Here is a 20,207-nt window from a genome sequence, read left to right on the forward strand (position 1 = left end):
CACCCGACAGAATAGGTCGCAGGGGCGAAGCTCTTAGCAACAGAAAAGGGCGCCCCGAAGGGCGCCCTTTCAACATGCGTGGAATCACCGCACTAGTTGGTGGAAGCGGCATGCTCCAGAATGCGGTACCAGGCAAGATTGACCTCGGCGAGGTTCTTGTCGGCGGCGTCGTCTGCCTTGGAAATCTCTTCTTCGGCAGCCGAAATCTTCGCACGGACGTCGTCAAGGTCGATGTCCTCGACGGGAAGAGCCCGGTCGGCCAAGATGATGACCTTGTCCCCTGTCACCTGCACGTAGCCGCCCTGCAGCGCAAAGCGATGGGCAACGGTGCTGGCGTCGGAAAGCACACGGACCGTGCCGTCCGCCAACGTCGACATGAGCTGGGCGTGGTTCACCAGAAAGCCCATCTCGCCTTCGACGCCGGGGACGACGACCATATGGCATTCCGAGGTAAAGAGCTTCTTCGCCGGAGTGACAATGTCGCAGGTCAACGTAGCCATTTAGTCTTCTTCCTTCTGCAGCTTCTCGTAGGCGGCCAGCACATCGTCGATGTCGCCGGTCATGCGGAAGCACTGCTCGGGGATATCGTCGCACTTGCCGTCGAGGATCTGGGCAAAGGAGCGAACGGTGTCCTCCATCTTGACGTAGGAGCCGTCCTGGCCGGTGAACTGCTTGGCCACGTGGAAGTTCTGGCCCAGGAACTGCTGCGCCTTACGGGCACGGGCAACCGTGAGCTTCTGCTCTTCGGAAAGCTCGTCCATACCCAGAATGGCGATGATGTCCTGCAGGTCATGGTAGTTCTGCAGGAGCTCCTGGATGCCGGTGGCCACACGGTAGTGTTCTTCGCCCACGATGGCGGGCTCAAGCGCGCGGCTCGTGGATTCCAGCGGGTCGACGGCCGGGTAGATACCCAGCTCGGCGATCGAACGGTTCAGAACCGTACGGGCATCCAAGTGGGTAAAGGTCGTCGCAGGCGCCGGGTCGGTAAGGTCGTCGGCGGGCACGTAGACGGCCTGCACCGAGGTGATCGAACCGACGTTGGTCGAGGTAATGCGCTCCTGCAGGTCGCCCATTTCGGTGGCGAGCGTAGGCTGGTAGCCCACGGCAGACGGCATACGGCCAAGCAGAGCGGACACTTCAGAACCGGCCTGGGTGAAGCGGAAGATGTTGTCGATGAAGAGCAGCACGTCCTGACCCTGGTCGCGGAAGTATTCGGCCTCCGTCAGACCGGCCAGACCGACGCGCAGACGCGCTCCCGGCGGTTCGTTCATCTGACCGTACACAAGGCAGGTCTTGTTGATAACGCCGGCATCGGTCATTTCCAGGTAGAGGTCCGTACCCTCACGGGTGCGCTCGCCTACGCCGGTGAACACGGACGTACCGCCATGTTCCTGGGCCAGGTTGTTGATGAGCTCCTGGATGATAACCGTCTTGCCGACGCCGGCGCCGCCGAACAGACCCGTCTTGCCGCCGCGGATAAAGGGCTCGATCAGGTCGATGGCCTTGATGCCGGTCTCGAAGATCTCGGTCGTCGTGGTCAGGGTATCGTAGGCAGGTGCCGGATGGTGAATGGGCATGTAGGCCTTCACCTCGGGCATCGGCTTTTCGTCAACGGGCTCGCCGATGACGTTCCAGATGCGGCCGAGGGTCTCTTCGCCCACGGGCATCATGATCGGGTTGCCGGTGTCCTGAACTTCCATACCGCGGACCATACCGTCGGTGGAAGACATGGCAACGGCGCGCACAAGGTCGCCGGGGAGGTGCATCTGGACTTCCATGACAACATGAATGTTGCCAGCGGGAGTCGAGCCGTCGACCGTCAGGGCGTTGTAGATGCTGGGCATGGATTCCTTGGGGAATTCAACATCAACAACAGGGCCGACGATACGGACGATGTGTCCCACAGCTCCTTTCTCATTGATTTGGTATTCAGCCATTTAGTCCTCCAAAGCTGCGGCGCCGCCGACGATCTCGTTGATCTCGGTCGTAACGGCACCTTGACGAACACGGTTGTAATAGCGATTAAGCGTATCAATCATGTCGCTTGCATTATCTGTTGCAGATTTCATAGCGTTGCGGCGAGCGCCCTGCTCACCGGCTGCGCTGTCGATCAGTGCATGGTAGATCATCGTGTTCACGTAGGCGGGAAGCAGCCGATCGAGCACGTCTTCGGCACTGGGCTCGAAGATGATGCTGCCGGGGATGTCGCCCTCGGGGTCCTTCTCTTCGGTGATCGAAGAGCCGGCAACAGCGGGGTCGACCTCTTTGGCGAGCTTAGACGCGTCGATGGGGAGCACGGTTTCCTGGCGGAGCACCTGCTCGGCGGCGTTCTTCGCGTGGTTGTAGAACAGAATGACCTGGTCGAACGTTCCTTCTTCGTAGCCTTTGATGGCTTTAAGGGCGATCGCCTGGGCCTCCTCGAACGTGGGATCGGCCGAAAGGTCTTTAAAGACCATATCGAGCGTAATCCCGCGGAAGGAGAAGTAGCTGATCGCCTTCTTGCCGCAAGCCACGACCGTCGACGAGATGCCCTGCGCCTCGTTGCTGCGGATGAGCTTCTCGGCGTTGCGAAGCACTTCGGAGTTGAAGGCGCCGGCCAGGCCGCGGTCGGAGACCACGGCGATGACCAACACGTTCTTTACTTCGTTATGCTCGCGCAGAAGAGGGTTCTCCGTGCCACCTGCACTGTCGGCAACATTGCCCAGCATTTCGGCCATCGAATCCGCATAGGGCGAAGCAGCCTGCACGCGGGCCGTAGCGGCACCGATCTTGGCAGCCGACACCATTTCCATGGTGCGGGTGATCTGCTTCGTCGAGGTAACGGAATTAATGCGCCGTTTTATGTCGTGTAGGGTTGGCATTGGCTAACCGCCTTACTCTGCCGACACGGTAGGAGCGAACTGCTTCTTGAAGGCCTCGATGGCCTCGTTCGCCTCTGCCTTGATCTCGTCGGTCCACTTGCCAGCCGAGCGCAGATCCTCGAACACCTTCTTGTGGGAAGCGCGCACGAAGTCGAGCAGTTCGGTGCGGAAGCGCACCACGTCCGCCACGTCAACGTCGTCGAGGTAGCCCTCGTTGCCCGTGTAGATGGCCAGAGCCTGCTCTTCGAAGGGCATCGGGGTGTAACGGCCCTGCTTGAGCAGTTCGGTCATGCGGGCGCCGCGATTCAGCTGCTGCATCGTGGACTTGTCCAGATCGCTGCCGAACTGGGTGAAGGCCTGCAGTTCGCGGTAGGCGGCCAAGTCGAGGCGCAGAGTACCGGCAACCTGCTTCATGGCCTTGGTCTGCGCGGAGCCGCCGACGCGGGACACCGAAATGCCCACGTTGATAGCCGGGCGCTGGCCCTGGAAGAAGAGGTCGGTCTGCAGGAAGATCTGACCGTCGGTAATGGAGATGACGTTGGTGGGGATGTAGGCGCCCACGTCGCCGGCCTGCGTTTCGATAATCGGCAGGGCGGTAAGGGAGCCGGCACCGTATTCGTCGGACATCTTCACGGCACGCTCGAGCAGGCGGCTGTGCAGGTAGAAGATGTCGCCGGGGTAGGCTTCGCGTCCCGGCGGGCGACGCAGGGTCAGCGACATCTGACGGTAGGCCACGGCCTGCTTGGACAGGTCGTCGTAGATAGCCAGAACGTGCTGGCCGGGGTTCTGCGCGTTGGCAGGCTTGCCGTCTTTGCCGTTGTAGACGAAGTACTCGCCGATAGCGGCACCCGTCATAGGAGCGAGGAACTGAAGCGGCGCGGCGTCGGCGGCGGTGGCGGACACGATAATCGTGTAATCCATGGCGCCGTGCTTGAGCAGCGTTTCGTAGATACCCGCAACCGTGGAGGCCTTCTGGCCGATTGCCACGTAGATGCAGATCATGTCCTCGTTCTTCTGGTTGATGATCGCGTCGATGCCGATGGCCGTCTTACCGGTCTGGCGGTCGCCGATGATCAGTTCGCGCTGGCCACGACCGATAGGAATCATCGAGTCGACGGCCAGGATGCCCGTCTGCATGGGCTCGTGCACGGGCTGGCGGGAAATAACGCCAGGAGCCTTGAATTCCACCGGACGGGTGGCCACGGTGTGGATGGGGCCCTTGCCGTCGATCGGCATACCCAGAGCATTCACGACGCGGCCGCACATTTCGGGGCCGACGGGAATCTCAACGAGACGACCGGTGGTCTTGACCTGGTCGTTTTCCTTGATTGCGGTGACGTCACCAAGCAGTACGGCGCCTACCTCGTCTTCTTCGAGGTTCTGGGCCATGCCGTAGACGGTCTGGCCGTTGGAACTCGTGAATTCGAGAAGCTCGCCAGCCATCGCGTCCTTCAGGCCGTCGATACGGGCGATACCGTCGCCGACCTGGATGACCGTGCCGACTTCGCGGGATTCGACGCTCGTGTCGAGCGCATCGAGCTGCTTGCGCAGTGCGTCGTCGATAGACTGTGCGGTGATTTCAGTCACTAGCATTCACCTCCATCAGTGTCTTTCAGCACACTGCGAGCGTTGGCGAGCATGGTGTCCATGCTGGCGTCGATACGCTTGCCGTTTGCGTTCATGATGATGCCGCCCAACATGTTCTCGTCGATAGTCTCGTTGAGAAGGATGTCGGTGCCCAAATCGGCTGCGGCCTTGTTCTTGATAACCTCGCGAAGATGATCGTCGAGGGATACGCGGGTCGTCACGTCGACAACCGTCACGTTCAGTTTTTCTGCGAGCAGGTCGTTGAAGAGACCCCTCACCTTCGGCAGTTTGTCGAAATCGCCACGTTCGGCCATAACGCCCAACACGCTTACCAGCTCGGGCCGGCAATCGGAAAAGACCTTTTCGACGACTTCCTTTCGCTGGGCGCCCGTGTAGGCGACGTCGGTGAGGAAATCGTGCAGTTCCACATGGGACCGGTTGTACGAAACGATCTGATCAAGCTGGGCGCGATCAGCCATGACGGCGTCGAGACCGCCTTCGGCTTGCGCCGCGTCCACCAGGGTGGTCGCGTACACGAGTGCTTGCGCCTGTTCAACGTGACGATTAGTTGGCATTGAAACTACCTGCCTCGTTCACGTAGCGCTCGATGAGCTTACGGTGCTCGTCGTCGGAGAGATCGGAGCCGATGAGCTTCGAAGCCACGGCGATGGACGTGTCAGCGATGGAGCCCTGGAGCTCTTCGATGGCAGCCTTCTTTTCGGCTTCGATGGCCTGCTGGGCCTTGGCGATCATGTCGGCGGCTTCCTTCTGCGCCTGGGCCGTGATGTCGGCCTTGGCGGCTTCGCCGGCGGTTTTCGCGTCGGCGACGATCTGAGCAGCCGTGGTCTTCGCGTCGGCGAGTTCGCGCTTGTATTCAGCAAGCACGCGTTCGCTTTCCTGACGCGCTTCCTCGGATTTCTCGAGAGAGTCCTTAATCGTGGTTTCGCGCTTGACGAGCATTTTGTCGAACAGCGGCCAACCGAACTTCGCGAGGATGATCCACAGAAGAATGAAGGCGATGAGCATCGGGATGAACTCGTCCATCACGGGCATGATGGCTTCGATGCCACTTGCCGCGAAGGCCGGGACCGGGCAGAGAACAGATGCCATGACCGCAGCTGCGATGCCGCTGGTGCAGGTACGCTTGCTGTTCTTGATGTTCAACTGCTTGCCTCCTTTTCTTTCTTCTTCAGTACGTGCTTCTAGATGATTCTGGATGCAGGTTAGCCGATGAAGAACAGAACCAGGCCGAGCAGTGCAAGAGCCTCGGACATTGCAGCGCCGATGAAGAAGTAGCCCATGAGCTGACCCTTCATCTCAGGCTGACGAGCAGCGGAGACGCACAGGCCGTAGGTGGCGATACCGATACCGATACCAGGGCCGATGGCGGCGAGACCGTAGCCGACGACCTTCAGGGCGGCTAGCGCAATAGTGATATCCACAATTACCTCCTTTGGTGGACCCAGAGCCTTTCTCGTGGGTTCCTTCCTATATTGCTCAGCTGAAGTTTACGTACCAGCTGTAGTACCGAAGTAAAGCCGCGGCGCGTTGGCCGCGGGGCTTCCCGCATCAGTGGGGGTGCACCGCCATGCCGATGTAGGAAGACGTAAGGATCGTGAACACGTAGGCCTGCAAGAACGCGACGAGCGTTTCGAGGGCGTACATGAACAGAAGCAGAGCGAACCAGATGACGCCCACCAGACCGGTGGCGAAACCGCCCATGGCCAGGAAGGTGTACTGGAAGAAAACGGTGGTGGCGATCGAGAACACGCCCAAGATCATATGGCCCGACAGCATGTTGCCGTAGAGTCGCACGGCCAGGGTGAGCAGGCGCAGAATGAGGGAGAAGGTTTCGAGCACCCAGATGACCGGCTTCATGGGGCCGGGCACCGCGCTCGGGCAGATGCTCTTGATGTAGCCGAAGAGGCCGAGCGTCTTGAAGCCGTAGAAGTTGAAGTAGATGAAGGCGATCAGGGAAAGGGCCCAGGTGACCGACATGGTGCCGGTGGCCGCCTTGGCGCCCGGGATCAGGCCGATGACGTTGGCCGTGAGGATGAAGAAGAAGAGCGTGGCCAAGAAGGGGATGTGCTTCTTGTAGCCTTCGCCGATGACGTCGCGGCCCACGCTCTCGCCGATGAAGCCGTAGAGGTATTCCAAGATGGCCGTGCCCTTGCTATGCGGCACGAGCTGCAGCTTGCGCGCGCCCACGAGCACCATGATGAGCACCAAGGCCAAGATGATGAACATGTAGAGCGTGTACTGCGAGATGTTCCAGCTGCCGATGGAGAAAACGGTTTGGGAGTCGAAGGTAGGCGCAATGCCCTGCGCCAGCTTCACGAACTCTTGTAAGGCTTCGCCCATTTAATCCAAGTCCCCTTTGCTATCGTCTTCCAATTTCTTTTCCCGACGAAACACGCGGTTGCGCCACATGAAGTATACCGACGTGACCGCGATGAACGCCGCAATTTCACTGATACCGAACGGAAGAATCGAGGGGCGGTTGAGCCAGGCGCACAAGAGCATGGCGACCACGAGGAGCACGAGCGACACGAACACGCCCGCCAGGCTTTGCCCAGCCGTCGCGACCATGGTGAGGGACTCGCTTGCTCGGGAAAGTTTGAGTGCAAAGAACAGGGGGATGAAGCCCACGATTCCCGCAAGGATTCCGCATGCAATGGCGAGAGCCAACCGACTGTGTCCTTCCCCGTTCTGCCTTAAGGTAAACGATGGGTATATTAACGCATAAACAACGTGTTACTTACAACTCCGCGAAAAAAAGCATGGGCAATTTGCCCTTTCTGGGAAAATCACCCACAAGGGCTTACGCCCGCTCGCCCCACGAGGGGTACTCATTCTTTCCATCCTTCTACCAATTCGGCATTGATGAGCAATACGAAGAAGACCCGACCGTAGTATTCGTTGTCGACGAGGCGCCCCGCGTCGAGCACGCGCACGTGCCGGCCGTCCGCCCGCACGATGTCGTAGGCCACGAAATCGCGGTCGCTGCCCGCCCCGTCTTCGATCTGCGAGCGAATCGACGCTTCGACCCGGTCGCGCTGGGAGGGGTCCATCATGCCGCGGAAACTGCCGTGGCAGAGGTCGACGAGCTCGTCGTAGGAAGCGCAACCGAACAGGTCCACGCAATGGCGGTTGGCGAAGAGGATCTCTTCGGTAGGGTCGTCCCGATAGGCGAACACGGCGGCCGGCAGGCCGTTGGAGATGTCCCGCAGGCTGAAGCCCAGCTGGCTGCGCCGGTCGCCCCGCATGGCGGCTTCGAACTCGAAGGCGCCGCCGCGGGCCAGCTTGGCGTGGTAGAGGGCCATGTCCGCCCGGCGGCACAGCTCGGAAAAGCCCTCCTGGCCAGCGCCGCGGCGGGCGTAGCCCGCACAGCACCGGAAGGCATAGGTGCGCCCCTGCGATTCGACCGTGTGCAGGCGGAAGAAGAAGGCGCGCATCCGTTCCATGAAGGCATCGTCGGGGTCGACGAGGATGGCCTGGAACTCGTCGCCGCCGCAACGCGAGAGATGATCGTCGCCGAAAAGCCCGCGCAACTCGCCGGCGAGCGATTCGAGCAGGGCATCGCCCACCTTATGGCCGAACCGGTCGTTGAAGAGCTTGAAATCGTCGACGTCGACGGCCAGGACAACCACGCCGTGAGCGCCGCTCGCGAAGAGGCTGGCGGCCATCTCGTCGAATCCGCGCCGATTGAGCACGCGGGTCAGCTCGTCGGTGCGGGACTCCCGCCTCAGCGCCTCGTTTTCCCGGCGCAGCTTTTCCAGACGCGCGCGCAGGCTCCCGTCCTCCCCGTCGGGCGTGTCCTCGTTGGAAAGCTCGGCCGGGCGGGCCGGGCGCTCCGCCGAAGCAGCCGTCCGCGCTGGCGCGAAGGAGAGCTCTGCCCGGGCGGTCATCTCGCCGAAATCGATGCCGTCGGAATAGAGGGCGGCGCCCACGAGGGCATAGACGGTGCAGGGCACGCCCTCTACCTGCGTGATGTCTTCGAGAGCCCTTGCGACGGCAGCGCGCAGCTCGCAGAGACGGTCGGCATCGCAGGGACGGACCATAATCGCGTAACGGCTTTCGTACGCGCGCGCCACCACCCCATCGGGCACCGCGGCCTCGAGCGCGCGGGCGATCGCGCGCTGCAGGCTGTCGTAGACCTCCGCCCCGTAGGCGCGCTCGAGGCCGCACATCCCGAGGACCTGCACCACGACGAAGCCGAAGTCCTCGTCCGCGCGCGCGTCGGGGCGCAGCTCGCGGAAACGGCGCAGCAGGCCTTCAGCGTTGGGAAGGCCCGTGACGTCGTCGACCAGGGCGCGCGCCTGAAGGGGCGCGAGGACGCGCGCGTCCGAAGCCTGTATGGCCTCGACAAGGTCGCCCGCATCGTAGCAGCGCCCGACCAGGCCCACGATGCGCCCGCCCCGAAAGACGGGCGACTTGGCCGCAACGATTGCGCGCTCGCTCCCGTCCACCACGCAGGTGCCCACCGCATTCGATACGATGGCGCCGGTCGACAGCACGAGCGCCTCGTCGTCTTTGAACGGCCGTGGGTCGGGATTCCAGCCCATATCTTCATCGGTCTTCCCGACGATCTCGTCGAGCGCGACGTCGAAATACTGGAGAAAGGCCCTGTTGGCGCCTCGGAAGCGCCGGTCGGCGTCCTTCCAAAAGACGCCCATCACCGTCGACGAGAGCGTGGCCGCCCATAGCTCGTCGGGCGAGAAGGCCCCGTCGCCCACACCGTCGATCCCCCGCGATTCCTCGATAAGGTCCTGGGTCCAGCCCGCCGCATCGGTCATGACGCAGATCAAGAAGCGAGAGGATGGCCCGGTCGAGGGAACCCGGGACACCGTGATGCGGCGCAGCTCGTAGGTCGACGCGTCTGAGAGCACGCGAAAATACCCGTTGAGAAGGCCCCTGGGCGCCCGGTCGACGCGGGAGGCCATGGTGCCCGGGTCGAGAAAGGCCCGGTACCCTTCGCGGTCGAGCGGGTAGATGCGCTCGACCGCGAACCGTCGCAGCTCGTCCGAATAGACCATGTCCCCGCGCGCACGGCCGTCGACCCCGAAGGCGCTGTAGGCGATCGAGAAGCGGTCGGCAGAGAGGTCGACCACGCTCATTTCCTCGATGAGGGGGCTCACCATGTTGAAGAGGTCTTCGGAGGCCGCCTCGTCTTCGCCCAGCTTCACGCTGCGCGCTTCCGCCAGGTAGGCCCGTCCCCACAAATGGTCGGAAACCAGCTGCACGCGCACGGTGGTCTCGACCCCGTCCTTGGCGACGACGAAATCCCTCGACACGCCTATCGCGTCGAGGGCGTGGAACCAGGACCGCAGCCTCCACACGAAGAAGGAATCCTCCTGCCGCCCGCTCCATTCCCGGGGCGCCCCCTCTGGGTAGGCGACACGCAGGCGGGCGGCGAAGCCCTCGTCGGCGAACACGAGCACCAGCGTGCCTGCATGCTCGGTGAAGACGGCCACGGCCTCGCCCGCCGCGATCGCCGTGCCCGCATGCGTGGCGGCGATGTGGCCGCCCCGCACGTCGACGCGGGCGATGTCGTCGAACACGAGGCGCTCGAGCGGGGCGATCAGGCCGATCCCCTTGCGGGCGAGCGTCTCTTCCACCGCGGCCAGAGGCTGGGGGCGGGCGCACCAGTAGCCCTGGGCGAGCGCGCAGCCGATGCCTTTGAGGAAGCGGAACTGGTCGTCGGTCTCCACCCCTTCGGCCAAGGTCTTGAGCCCCAGATGCTTGACCATGTCGATAAGGTCGCCCACAAGGGTGCGCGACTTGACGCTTTCGGAGCGAAGAAAGAGCATGTCGAGCTTGACGCAGTCGAAATCGAAGCGCTGCAGCGTGTTGAGCGAGCTGTAGCCGCTGCCGAAATCGTCGAGCCATACCTCGTAGCCGCGCGCATGGAAGGCGGCCAGGTGCTCGGCGATGTGCTCTTCGTTTTCCACCAGGGCCGTTTCGGTAATCTCGAAGCGCACCGCGCTATGGGGCACGCGATGCGCTTCGAGGATGCCGTCGATGCGGTCGTGGATGTCGGGCAACTCCAAGTCGTAGCGCGACAGGTTCACCGACACGGGGACGAACGGCTCGAGCGCGCGCATCTTTTCCTCGATGGCGGTGCACACGCGATCAAGCACGTAGAGATCGACCAGGTGAGCCTGACGGGTGCGCTCGAGCACGTCGACGAACTGCGCCGGCGCCAGCATGCCGTAGACGGGGTCGTCCCACCGCACGAGGGCTTCGAAGCATTCGACCCGTTCGGAAAAGGTGCCGATCATCGGTTGGTAGTAAACCGTGAGCCAACCGCGGGCAGCCGCTTCGGCGGCGTGGGTGGACACGTAGTTCTCGAGGGTGAGCCGGTCCTCCATCTGGCTTGCGTACCGGCGCCAACAATGGGTGAAGTCGCGCGACACCGCTCCCCCGGCGATCTTGGCGCGGTCGAGCACTTGGGACGTGCTCGATTCGGTTCCGTCGATCGCGTAGATGCCGCCGATTACGTTCGCGCTGCGGGTGGGGTCGTCCTTCATCCGACGATGGATGTCGTCCACGAACGCTTCGGCGCGGTCGTTTTCCACGAGCGCGTAGAAGCGGTCGGCATCGCCATGGCAGGCATGGTCCCTACCCGCCGTTTCGTTGAGGAGGTCGGCCATGCGCACGAGCAGGCGATCGCCGGCCCCGTAGCCGTAGGAGCGGTTGAAGGATTTGAAATCGGAGATATCGAGATAGACAACCGCCATGGCGCGCGCAGCCGCCCCCTCGCGCGCGGCGCGGATCGCCGCGCCGACGGCGAAGCTCATGCCCGCAAGGTTGAGCAGCCCCGTCATATGGTCGAAGCGCGTGAGGGCCGGCACGCCGAAGGCGCGGTCGCGGCGGTCGAGCTCGTTGGCGACGAAGAGCGCGGCCATCTGCAGGTGGACCCGAAAATGGGACAGGGCAGCCGGACAGGGGTTGTCGAGGCCCAAGAACCCGCGCAGCTCCCCCTTGATGAGGATAGGCGACACGATCAGAGCGTCGATGTCCTGGCTGGCAAGCAGGTCGGCCATGCGGGGATCGTGGGCGCGATAGGCGGCCATATCGGACACCAGGTACTGGTCTCCTGCGCGGAAGGCCTCCCACCAATCGGGGGCGAATTCCGATTCGGAGATATCCTGCAGGCGGTCGCGCTGGGGAGCCACGCCTTCGGTGCACCATTCGTAGGTGTTGTCGTACATGCCGCGCGCGTTGATTTCGAACACGTAGGAGCGGTCGGCGCACATGCCCCGGCCCAAGCCCTCGATGAAGACGGCAACGCGCACGTCGGGGTCGTCGTTGCACATGGCCCGCGCAGCGGCGTCGTTTACACGGAGCAGGCAGTTTTCGGCATCGCGCGGCTCGCCTGACACCGTCGCGGAAGGGTGCAAAGCCCCGAAGAGCGGTTGTTCAGATACCATGCGCACAACTCCCCTACCCCATGCGCCCCCGGCGCCTTTCAGACGGTCTGATTTTTCCACAAGATGACGGCGGAATCCACCGGATTCGGCCGCCGAGGGCGCCTGCGGGAGAGCGGTCAGCGGGCGATGGCGCCGAAATCCCCGCCGAGCCCCTCCACAAACGGCGTTCGTTTGCGCGCGCCCGATCTAAGGGGAGGGAAAATGGCTAGAATGTACCCACATGGAGAAATGTTGCTGGTAGCCGATAGGAAGTCCCGATGGAGAACGCATTGAGCGCGGCGCGCATCATGCCCGTGTTCGCCCGCACGCGGACAATGAAGAGAGAGGGTGAGTCGAATCCGCCCCGTTTCGCCGTTCGCCCTCGCCTTGCGACATCGCGCCACGAAAAGCGTGATAGCCTATGAGCGCTCCTGACTCGCATGCGCCCCGCGCCCGTTCGTCAGCCGCTAGCGAACGGAAGCAGGACGCAGACATGTCCGCGTCCTCGTTTTTTAAAAGCCTTCTCGCCCTCATGAGAACAAGCGAAGCCAACAAGGCCTTCTTCTCGTCGGCCGAATTCGTGCGCGCCCTTACGATCTACAACCAGAACGCCGGCACCGCGGCTTCCGCGGTCGTCTGCCTCATCGGCATCGCGGGCCTTCTGGGTAACAGCTTCCTCGACCCGAGCACCAAGGCCTTCGCCGGAATTCCCAACCACTTCATCTACCTTGTCATCCTCGCGGTCAACGTACCCCACATCCTGCTCCTTTCCGTCTCGAAGCTCGTCCGCCGCAACCCCGCCCGCCTGCTCAACCTCGAGCTGCTCAACATCTGCCTGAACGCGGCACTCGCCAGCTTGACGGTTCTCGACACCCAGCTGGGCAGCAGCTACTTCCTCGAGTTCGTCATCATCTCCATCGCCATCCTCACCTTCCCCTACGTGCGCAGGGGCCATGAGTTCCTCCTCTTCGCCGTCAGCCTCGTTTCGATGCTTCTCGCTCTCCACGTGATGGGGCGCTACATCGCCTGGCAGGACATCTACGACCTTTTCCTCTTCTACGCGCTTTCCTATGCCGCCATCGTCATGCGACGCTGGTGGTTCGACAGCACCCAGCTGCTCACCCACCAGCTCTCGGAAGCCAACCGCAAGCTGAAAACCCGCAGCCGTACCGACGAGCTCACCGGCCTGCTCAACCGAGCCGCCCTGCGCGAGGACTTCCCCGCCATCACGGGCTGCCGCATGGCGGTGGCCATGCTCGACGTGGACGACTTCAAGGCGATAAACGACCGGTTCGGGCACGCGCGCGGCGACGCGGTCCTGCGCGAGATAGGCCGCACGATAAGCACCCGGTTCGCGGGAAGCAACGAGCGCTGTTACCGCTACGGCGGCGACGAGTTCCTCGTGGTGGCCGCCGACGTCGATGAAAAGGACTTCGCCGCCCGGTTGGGAGAGGTCGCGCGCGCCCACGCCGATCGCGCGCCGAACGGCGCCGAAAGCCTGAGCGCGGGCTACTGCTACGGAACGGTTGACAGCGAGCGCAACCTGCGCACCTTCCTGCGCATCGCCGACGACAACCTCTACGCCGCCAAAGCCGAGGGAAAGAACCGCGTGGTCGGGGAAATCTTCCGCCCCGAGGTGCTCGATCACGAGACCGCCACCGATCCCAACCTCATCGACCCCCTCACCGAACTGCACAACTACGACGGGTTCTCCCAGACGGTCGAAGCGCAGGGCGAAAGCTTCGCTCCCGCCACCATCGTCTTCTTCGACATCGACCGTTTCCAGGACCTCAACAAGTCCTTCGGCTACCGAACGGGCGACGACGTTCTGCGCGCCATCGCCACGCTCATCCGAACGTCCTTCGACGACTGCGTGTCCTGCCGCTACGACACCGACCACTTCGTGGTCTACACCCGCGATGCCAACCCGCTGGCCGAAGCGCAGGCCGTGCAGAACGCCATCGCCCACGCGGTGCCGCATTTCTACGTCTTCCTGCGCATCGGCATCTACCATCTGGACCCCGACCAGCCCCTGGCCGGCCTTGCCAGAGCGGTCGATAAGGCCAGATACGCCAGCGACACCCTGCGCCGCCAGCATGCGGTCCTCTACCGCTTCTACAACGAAGAAATCGCCGCGGAACGCGACCGCGAGGCCTTCGTCCTGGGGCATTTCGACGACGCGCTGAAAAACGGCGATTTAGTGCCCTATTTCCAACCGGTGGTCACGCTCGCCGACGGGCGCTGCCACGGCTTCGAAGTGCTCGCGCGCTGGCACGACGCCGATCGCGGGGTCCTGTCGCCCAACGTGTTCGTCCCCGTGCTCGAACGATCCTACATGACCTATCAGCTTGATTCGCTCATGCTCGACCGCGCCTGCGCCCTGCTCGCAAGCCTCCCCGCAAAGGCGCGCGAGGAGGCCTACTTCTCCTTCAACGTGTCGCGCAACGACTTCACCGTCAAGGACGTGCCCGCCACGATCGAGCGCATCGCGTCGTCTTACGGCATCCCGCCCCACTGCATCCGTGTCGAGATCACCGAATCGGTGCTCTCCGACAGCAGCAACATCCGCACGGCCCTTTCCGACCTGCGGGCGCACGGCTTCCAGATCTGGCTCGACGACTTCGGGTCGGGCGAATCCTCCCTCAACGTGCTGAAGAGCTACGAGATCGACGGGGCCAAGCTCGACCAGGCCTTCCTGCGCGATGCCGAAGGCAACGACAAGGCCCAGACGATCGTGCGCGCCCTTATCCAACTCTGCCACACAATCGGCATCGACGTCGTCGTCGAAGGCGTCGAGACGAAAGAGCAGCTCGAGTTCGTGCGCCAGTGCGGCGGCGACATCGTGCAGGGCTTCTACTTCAGCAAGCCCCTTCCCACCGACGCGCTATTGGAGTCCCCCTTCTGGAAGGGGCTTGAAGGCAAGCGCTAACGGGGCGTCTTGCCGCGCACCCATCGACCTCTGCCACGAAAACGGGGGCGACCGCGCAAGCGGCCGCCCCCGTTTTCGTTCGTATGAAAGGCGCGCCCTTAGGCCACCGTGCCGAAGATGCGGTCGCCCGCGTCGCCCAGGCCGGGCACGATATAGGCCGCTTCATTCAAACCCTCGTCGATCGCGCAGGTGTAGATATGCACGTCGGAATCGGCGGCGAGCAGGGCATCGAGGCCAACGGGTGCCGCAACGAGCACCATGACCTTGATGTTGGCGACACCGCGCTCACGCAGGAGCTTGACGGCCGCGATGGCCGAACCGCCCGTGGCGAGCATGGGGTCGACCACCAGGCAATCGCGGCTGGCCACGTCGACCGGAACCTTTTCGTAGTAGGGCTCGGGTTCGTGGGTCTCTTCGTTGCGCTGCATGCCCAGCACGCCCACGCGGGCGCTCGGCACCAGGTCGAGCACCCCGTCGACCATGCCCATGCCGGCGCGCAGGATGGGCACGATCGCCAGCTTGGGGCCGGCGATGCGCTTGGCGCGCGTGCGGCAGATGGGCGTTTCGACCTCGTAACTTTCGGTTTCCAGATCGGCGGTGGCGAAGATGGCCTCGATATGCGCGAGCTCGCGCACAAGCGTGCGGAACTGGGACGTCGGCGTAGCGCTCTGACGGAGGATTCCCATCTTGTGCTGCACCAACGGATGGTCGACGAGTGTGACGCGCGGGTTCGCGTAGGGCATGGCGGTTCCCTTCAGTAACTGTTAGTTGAATTCCGGATAGAGAGGATGCGCGGCGATGATCTGGGAGATGGTCTCCTTGATTTCGGCCAGCTTGGCTTCGTCGTTCTTGTTGAAGACGACGCCGGCGATCGATTTGCCCACCGTGTAGAACTCCTCTTCAGTGAGACCGCGGGTGGTGCCGGCGGCAGAGCCCACGCGGATGCCCGAGGTAACGGCCGGCTTTTCGGGGTCGTTGGGGATGGCGTTCTTGTTGACGGTGAGACCCACCGCTTCGAGCAGGTCTTCGGTTTCGGCGCCGGTGGCATGCGCAGGGCGCAGGTCGACCAGGCACAGGTGGTTGTCGGTGCCGCCCGTGACGAGGCGCAGGCCGCCTTCGGTCATGCCGCGGCCCATGGCAGCGTTGTTCTTCACCACCTTGTCGATGTAGGTCTTGAACTCAGGCTGCAGGGCCTCCTTGAAGGCCACGGCCTTGCCGGCGATCACGTGCATGAGCGGGCCGCCCTGGGTGCCGGGGAAGACGGCGCTGTTGAGCTTCTTGAAGAGCTCTTCGTTGTTGGAGAGGATCATGCCGCCGCGGGGACCGCGCAGGGTCTTGTGCGTGGTCGTGGTGACGATATCGGCGTAGGGCAGAGGGCTCGGGTGCGCGCCCGCGGCCACGAGGCCGGCGATATGGGCCATGTCGACCATGAGGTAGGCGCCGTTGTCGTGGGCGATCTTGCCCAGACGCTCGAAGTCGATGACGCGGGGATAGGCCGACGCGCCGGCGACGATGACCTTGGGCTGGAATTCCTTGGCCTTCTTCTCGACGTCGTCGTAGTCGATGCGCTCGTCGGCGTTGAGACCGTAGGGAATGACCTTGTAGAGCTTGCCCGAGAAGTTGACCTTGGAACCGTGGGTGAGGTGGCCGCCCGCATCGAGGCTCATGCCGAGCACCGTGTCGCCCGGCTTGATGATGGCGGCGTAGGCGGCGTAGTTGGCCTGGGCGCCCGAATGGGGCTGCACGTTGGCGTATGCGCAATCGAAAAGCTTCTTGGCGCGCTCGCGCGCGAGGTCCTCGACGATGTCGACCTTTTCGCAGCCACCGTAATAGCGGTGCCCCGGGTAGCCTTCGGCGTACTTGTTGGTGAGCACCGTGCCCATGGCCTGCATGACGGCAGGCGACACGATGTTTTCGGAAGCGATCAGCTCGATCGTGTGACGCTGGCGGTCGAGTTCGGCGCCGATGGCGGCGGCAACTTCGGGGTCTGTGTGCTGGACGTAGGTAAGGGCCATAGTGAACCTTTCTCACGAGGGCGCGATTGCGCTTGTTTCGGGGTTCATGGTAGCACAACGGCCCCGCGCCGCCCGCGGGCCGCGCGGGCGCAATACGCCCGAAACGAGCGAGCGGGGTTGCGGGCCCTACCGGTCCTGCAACCCCGCTCGCCGTGCCGAACCGACCCGTGGGCGCAGAGCGGACGCCGCCCTTTCCCACTGGGCCTGCGCCCCTAGTCGAGCTCCATGATCTTGGCGACGCGGCCCGTGTGGCGGCCGCCGCCGAAGGCCGTGGACAGGAAGATGTCGAGAATCTCCTCGTTGGTCTGCAGTTCGACGAAACGGCCCGAAAGGGTGATCACGTTGGCGTCGTTGTGCTCGCGGCACAAGTCGGCGAACTGGGGGGTGATCACGTTGGCCGCGCGCACACCCGGCACCTTGTCGGCGGCCATGGCCATGCCGATGCCCGTGCCGCACACAAGCACACCGCGGTCCGCCCGGCCCTGCGCCACGTCGAGCGCCACCGGCTTGGCGAAGTCGGGGTAGTCGACGCGCTCGTCGCTGTAGCAACCGCGGTCGACGACGTCGTGGCCCTTGCCCTGCAGGTAGGCCTTGAGCTGCTCCTTCTGGGCGAAACCGGCGTGGTCGCTTCCGATCGAAATCTTCATGGGAATCCTTTCCTTAGAGGGGCGCGGCTCAATAGGGTCGCGCGTGCAACACGCGGGGCCAGCCGATGCCCGACCCCGCGCCCGTTACCAGAGTGCCTTGATGTCGTCGAGCGAGACGGCGCCTTCGCGCAAGATGACCGGATGGCCGGTCGAGCAGTCGACCACCGTGGACGCCACCCCGCTCTTGCCCTCATCGGTTTCGTCGACCAGGGTGCCCGCGACCTTGGCCAGGAAGGCCGCGTCGAGGTCGGCGGCTGCGCACACGGGCTTGTTGCCCGCAAGGTTGGCCGACGACGTGGCAATGGGACAGCCGAGCGCCTCGATGAGGCCGAGCGCCGTTGGGTTATGGGGCATGCGCAGGCCGATCGTGTTCTGGGCCGAGCGGAAGGCGGCGGGCACCGCGTCGCTCGCCGCGACGACGATGGTAAGGGAGCCGGGCCAGAAGGTGCGCGCGAGCGATTTGACCTCTTCGGGGACGATCTTGCCGTAGACGTCGAGGGCTTCGACGCCGCCAACCAGCCAGGCGACCGGCTTGCGATGGCTGCGCTCCTTGGCCGCGTAGATCGCCTCAGGCGAGGGCGCATCGCGCACCGACACCCCCACTCCGTAGACGGTATCGGTGGGAAAGACCACCGCCTGGCCGGCCCGCAAGAGGGCGACCGCCCGTTCGACGTTGACGTAGTTCGCTTCAGCCATTACTCGTCCTTTGCTTGAATCATATCCTGGGCCACGCGCGCTGCCACGCGCATCCCGTCGCAGGCGGCCGACATGATGCCGCCCGCATAGCCCGCGCCTTCGCCGCAGGGGTAGACGCCGCAGCCGGCCGGATCGCCTTCGGGACCCCGGGGCGCCCCGGGCAGCCAGGCCTGCAGGCTCTGCTTGCCCCGGCAGATGCGCACGGGTGACGACGACCGCGTTTCAGGCGCCGTGAGCACCGCCGCAGGGTCGCAAAAGCCCCGCAGGCGCCCGTTGAAGCGCGGAAGCGCATCCGCAATCGTATCGCAAACGAAAGCGGGCAGACAGGTGCGCAGATCGACGGCAACGGTGCCGCGCGCGTAGGTGGGGCGCACCTGGGGACTGCGGCCGGCAGGCACCGGCCGGCCCATGGCGGCGAGGAAATCGCCCACCGTTTGCGCCGGCGCCTGGTAAGGCGCCCCGCCCGCCTCGATCGAAGCGCGGTAGGCAGCCTGCTCCACGCTGCGCTGCAGGGTCACCCCCGCAAGCGAGTCGCTGCCAGGGAAATCGGCGGGGTCGACGTTGACGAGCAGGGCCGCGTTGGCGTTGCGGCCGTCGCGCGCGTAGTTGCTCATGCCGTTGGTCACAATGCCGCCCGCCTCGCTTGCCGCGCAGGTGACCGTGCCGCCCGGACACATGCAGAAGGTGTAGGCGCTGCGAGCGGGGCTCACGTGCACGGCCATCTTGTAGTCGGCGGCGCGATGGGCAAGCGCCGGATGCGCCGCGAACCTCCCCCACTGGGCCCGGTTGATCTGGGACTGCAGGTGCTCGATGCGCACCCCCATCGAAAAGGGCTTCTGTTCCATGGTCACGCCCCAGCCGCGCACCGCCTCGAAGGTGTCGCGGGCCGAATGGCCGGGCGCGAGAATCATGCGCGCGCACGGAATGACCTCGATGGTGCCCGAAGCGTCTTCGAGAACGGCCGCCGTCAGGGCGCCGCGCTCGAAACGGGCTTCGACCAGGCGGCAGCCGAAGCGGACCTCGCCGCCCAAGGCGACGATCTCCCGGCGCATGCGGGCCACGACCCCGGGCAGCTTGTCGCTGCCTATGTGGGGCTTGGCGTCCCACAGGATGTCTGCGGGCGCGCCCGCATCGACGAACCAGCGCAGGACGTAGGGAGCCATGCGGTGCTTGGTGTTGGTGGTGAGCTTGCCGTCGGAGAAGGTGCCGGCCCCGCCTTCGCCGAACTGGATGTTGGTGCGTTCGGACAGGGGGCCGCCGGCGTCGAAGGCGGCCACTGCGCGGGCGCGGTCTTCCACCGCCGCCCCGCGTTCGACCACGAGCGGACGAGCGCCGGCGCGGGCCAGGTAGAGGGCGCAAAAGAGACCGGCCGGTCCCGTGCCCACCACGACGGGGCGCGCGTCATCCTGCGGGGCGGCGACGCGCGGGATCGCGAGGGGCGACAGGGGGGCGTAGGCCTGGGCCTTGCGCGAGCCCACGGCCGCCGCTTCGGCCGCCGGGCTCGCCAGTTGCGCCAGGGCGGTCACGTTGAAGTGAACGTGCGACCGCTTGCGCGCGTCGATGCTGCGGCGCAGGACCTGGACGCGCACCACCTGGGAGGCCGGGACCGCCAGAGCTCGGGCGACCGCCGCGACGAGCGGGCCTGCCGTATGCCAGGCGCCGCCGCGCGTCACCTCTTCCGCATCGAGCTCCATCGTGAGGTTGGGAACGCGAATCATCGCTGGGCCACCGCCTTTCCGGCAAGAAGGCCCGAGGTCCAGGCCCAATGAAGGTTGAATCCGCCGCAGGGCCCGTCGACGTCGAGGGCCTCCCCGCAGGCGAAGAGGCGTCCGGGGGCGGCGACGCGCATCGCGGCCGGGTCGAGGGCCGCCCCGCCCCTGCCCCCGCGCCGGACCTGCCAGCCGGACCCCCCCCCGCCCCCCCTCACGCTGCGGCGTCAGGCGCGCACCCTGCCCCGGAAGCCGTCGCCGGCCCTCGCGGCCCCGGCGCGCACGCCGCGCACACCGCGGCCCAACCGCAGCCGCCCCACGGCCACCCGCCCCACGCCGCAACCCACCACT

General features: G+C 64.6%; 17 protein-coding genes. 1 reads left to right on the forward strand and 16 read right to left on the reverse strand.

Features of this window, described 5'->3' with window-relative positions:
* Nucleotides 1-92: 92 nt before the first annotated feature.
* The 10 genes from atpC to BN3270_RS00725 form a co-directional block, all read right to left on the reverse strand.
* Entirely contained in the window at nucleotides 93-500 is a 408-nt protein-coding gene (gene atpC, locus BN3270_RS09155) for an ATP synthase F1 subunit epsilon (protein WP_082673232.1), read from the reverse strand.
* Nucleotides 501-1,937: a F0F1 ATP synthase subunit beta gene (gene atpD / locus BN3270_RS00685; RefSeq protein ID WP_058985202.1), complete on the reverse strand. Its 1,437-nt coding sequence runs from the start codon at nucleotides 1,935-1,937 to the stop codon at nucleotides 501-503.
* Entirely contained in the window at nucleotides 1,938-2,861 is a 924-nt protein-coding gene (gene atpG / locus BN3270_RS00690; protein ID WP_058985203.1) for an ATP synthase F1 subunit gamma, read from the reverse strand.
* A 12-nt stretch (nucleotides 2,862-2,873) separates the two neighbouring features.
* Nucleotides 2,874-4,454, reverse strand: a complete 1,581-nt coding sequence (atpA, locus tag BN3270_RS00695; protein ID WP_271711855.1) for a F0F1 ATP synthase subunit alpha — start codon at nucleotides 4,452-4,454, stop codon at nucleotides 2,874-2,876.
* A complete protein-coding gene (locus BN3270_RS00700) occupies nucleotides 4,448-5,023 on the reverse strand; it encodes a F0F1 ATP synthase subunit delta (protein ID WP_058985205.1) in 576 nt (191 codons plus the stop codon). Before BN3270_RS00700 ends, atpA begins: the two co-directional genes overlap by 7 nt.
* Nucleotides 5,013-5,558, reverse strand: a complete 546-nt coding sequence (gene atpF / locus BN3270_RS00705; protein WP_082673246.1) for a F0F1 ATP synthase subunit B — start codon at nucleotides 5,556-5,558, stop codon at nucleotides 5,013-5,015. Before atpF ends, BN3270_RS00700 begins: the two co-directional genes overlap by 11 nt.
* A 113-nt stretch (nucleotides 5,559-5,671) precedes the next feature.
* The gene (gene atpE, locus BN3270_RS00710; RefSeq protein WP_271711856.1) at nucleotides 5,672-5,890 is read right to left on the reverse strand and encodes an ATP synthase F0 subunit C; all 219 of its coding nucleotides are present in this window, start codon (nucleotides 5,888-5,890) and stop codon (nucleotides 5,672-5,674) included.
* A gap of 127 nt (nucleotides 5,891-6,017) precedes the next feature.
* Entirely contained in the window at nucleotides 6,018-6,809 is a 792-nt protein-coding gene (gene atpB, locus BN3270_RS00715; RefSeq protein ID WP_058985207.1) for a F0F1 ATP synthase subunit A, read from the reverse strand.
* Nucleotides 6,810-7,136, reverse strand: a complete 327-nt coding sequence (locus BN3270_RS00720; protein WP_058985208.1) for a hypothetical protein — start codon at nucleotides 7,134-7,136, stop codon at nucleotides 6,810-6,812.
* A 161-nt stretch (nucleotides 7,137-7,297) separates the two neighbouring features.
* The gene (locus BN3270_RS00725) at nucleotides 7,298-11,881 is read right to left on the reverse strand and encodes an EAL domain-containing protein (RefSeq protein WP_058985209.1); all 4,584 of its coding nucleotides are present in this window, start codon (nucleotides 11,879-11,881) and stop codon (nucleotides 7,298-7,300) included.
* 511 nt (nucleotides 11,882-12,392) lie between these two features.
* Here BN3270_RS00725 and BN3270_RS00730 point away from each other — a divergent pair.
* On the forward strand, nucleotides 12,393-14,789 hold the full coding sequence (locus BN3270_RS00730; protein WP_167551304.1) for a putative bifunctional diguanylate cyclase/phosphodiesterase: 2,397 nt from the start codon (nucleotides 12,393-12,395) through the stop codon (nucleotides 14,787-14,789).
* Nucleotides 14,790-14,887: 98 nt separating this feature from the next.
* On the opposite strand, the gene upp is transcribed toward BN3270_RS00730, so the two are convergent.
* From upp to BN3270_RS09550, 6 genes are all read right to left on the reverse strand, one after another.
* A complete protein-coding gene (gene upp, locus BN3270_RS00735; protein WP_058985211.1) occupies nucleotides 14,888-15,532 on the reverse strand; it encodes a uracil phosphoribosyltransferase in 645 nt (214 codons plus the stop codon).
* A 21-nt stretch (nucleotides 15,533-15,553) separates the two neighbouring features.
* Nucleotides 15,554-16,804, reverse strand: coding sequence for a serine hydroxymethyltransferase (glyA, locus tag BN3270_RS00740; RefSeq protein WP_058985212.1), 1,251 nt, complete (start codon nucleotides 16,802-16,804; stop codon nucleotides 15,554-15,556).
* A gap of 212 nt (nucleotides 16,805-17,016) precedes the next feature.
* Nucleotides 17,017-17,451: a ribose 5-phosphate isomerase B gene (rpiB, locus tag BN3270_RS00745; RefSeq protein ID WP_058985213.1), complete on the reverse strand. Its 435-nt coding sequence runs from the start codon at nucleotides 17,449-17,451 to the stop codon at nucleotides 17,017-17,019.
* An 84-nt stretch (nucleotides 17,452-17,535) separates the two neighbouring features.
* Complete coding sequence (locus tag BN3270_RS00750; protein WP_058985214.1) at nucleotides 17,536-18,147, reverse strand: L-threonylcarbamoyladenylate synthase; 612 nt, start codon at nucleotides 18,145-18,147, stop codon at nucleotides 17,536-17,538.
* On the reverse strand, nucleotides 18,147-19,865 hold the full coding sequence (locus BN3270_RS00755; protein ID WP_058985215.1) for an NAD(P)/FAD-dependent oxidoreductase: 1,719 nt from the start codon (nucleotides 19,863-19,865) through the stop codon (nucleotides 18,147-18,149). The genes BN3270_RS00750 and BN3270_RS00755 overlap by 1 nt, the downstream gene beginning before the upstream one ends.
* On the reverse strand, nucleotides 19,862-20,074 hold the full coding sequence (locus BN3270_RS09550) for an NAD(P)/FAD-dependent oxidoreductase (protein ID WP_082673234.1): 213 nt from the start codon (nucleotides 20,072-20,074) through the stop codon (nucleotides 19,862-19,864). The genes BN3270_RS00755 and BN3270_RS09550 overlap by 4 nt, the downstream gene beginning before the upstream one ends.
* Nucleotides 20,075-20,207: the final 133 nt, after the last annotated feature.

It is taken from the genome of Hugonella massiliensis (genome assembly GCA_001486445.1).
Lineage (GTDB): Bacteria > Actinomycetota > Coriobacteriia > Coriobacteriales > Eggerthellaceae > Hugonella > Hugonella massiliensis.

Coding starts and splice junctions, on each gene's coding strand:
- atpG (WP_058985203.1), bottom strand. CDS start 2,861: ATGCCAACCCTACACGACATAAAACGGCGCATTAATTCCGTTACCTCG.
- BN3270_RS00730 (WP_167551304.1), top strand. CDS start 12,393: ATGAGAACAAGCGAAGCCAACAAGGCCTTCTTCTCGTCGGCCGAATTC.
- BN3270_RS00725 (WP_058985209.1), bottom strand. CDS start 11,881: ATGGTATCTGAACAACCGCTCTTCGGGGCTTTGCACCCTTCCGCGACG.
- atpA (WP_271711855.1), bottom strand. CDS start 4,454: ATGCTAGTGACTGAAATCACCGCACAGTCTATCGACGACGCACTGCGC.
- BN3270_RS00750 (WP_058985214.1), bottom strand. CDS start 18,147: ATGGCTGAAGCGAACTACGTCAACGTCGAACGGGCGGTCGCCCTCTTG.
- atpB (WP_058985207.1), bottom strand. CDS start 6,809: ATGGGCGAAGCCTTACAAGAGTTCGTGAAGCTGGCGCAGGGCATTGCG.
- BN3270_RS00755 (WP_058985215.1), bottom strand. CDS start 19,865: ATGATTCGCGTTCCCAACCTCACGATGGAGCTCGATGCGGAAGAGGTG.
- rpiB (WP_058985213.1), bottom strand. CDS start 17,451: ATGAAGATTTCGATCGGAAGCGACCACGCCGGTTTCGCCCAGAAGGAG.
- BN3270_RS00700 (WP_058985205.1), bottom strand. CDS start 5,023: ATGCCAACTAATCGTCACGTTGAACAGGCGCAAGCACTCGTGTACGCG.
- atpD (WP_058985202.1), bottom strand. CDS start 1,937: ATGGCTGAATACCAAATCAATGAGAAAGGAGCTGTGGGACACATCGTC.
- glyA (WP_058985212.1), bottom strand. CDS start 16,804: ATGGCCCTTACCTACGTCCAGCACACAGACCCCGAAGTTGCCGCCGCC.
- atpC (WP_082673232.1), bottom strand. CDS start 500: ATGGCTACGTTGACCTGCGACATTGTCACTCCGGCGAAGAAGCTCTTT.
- atpF (WP_082673246.1), bottom strand. CDS start 5,558: ATGGCATCTGTTCTCTGCCCGGTCCCGGCCTTCGCGGCAAGTGGCATC.
- upp (WP_058985211.1), bottom strand. CDS start 15,532: ATGCCCTACGCGAACCCGCGCGTCACACTCGTCGACCATCCGTTGGTG.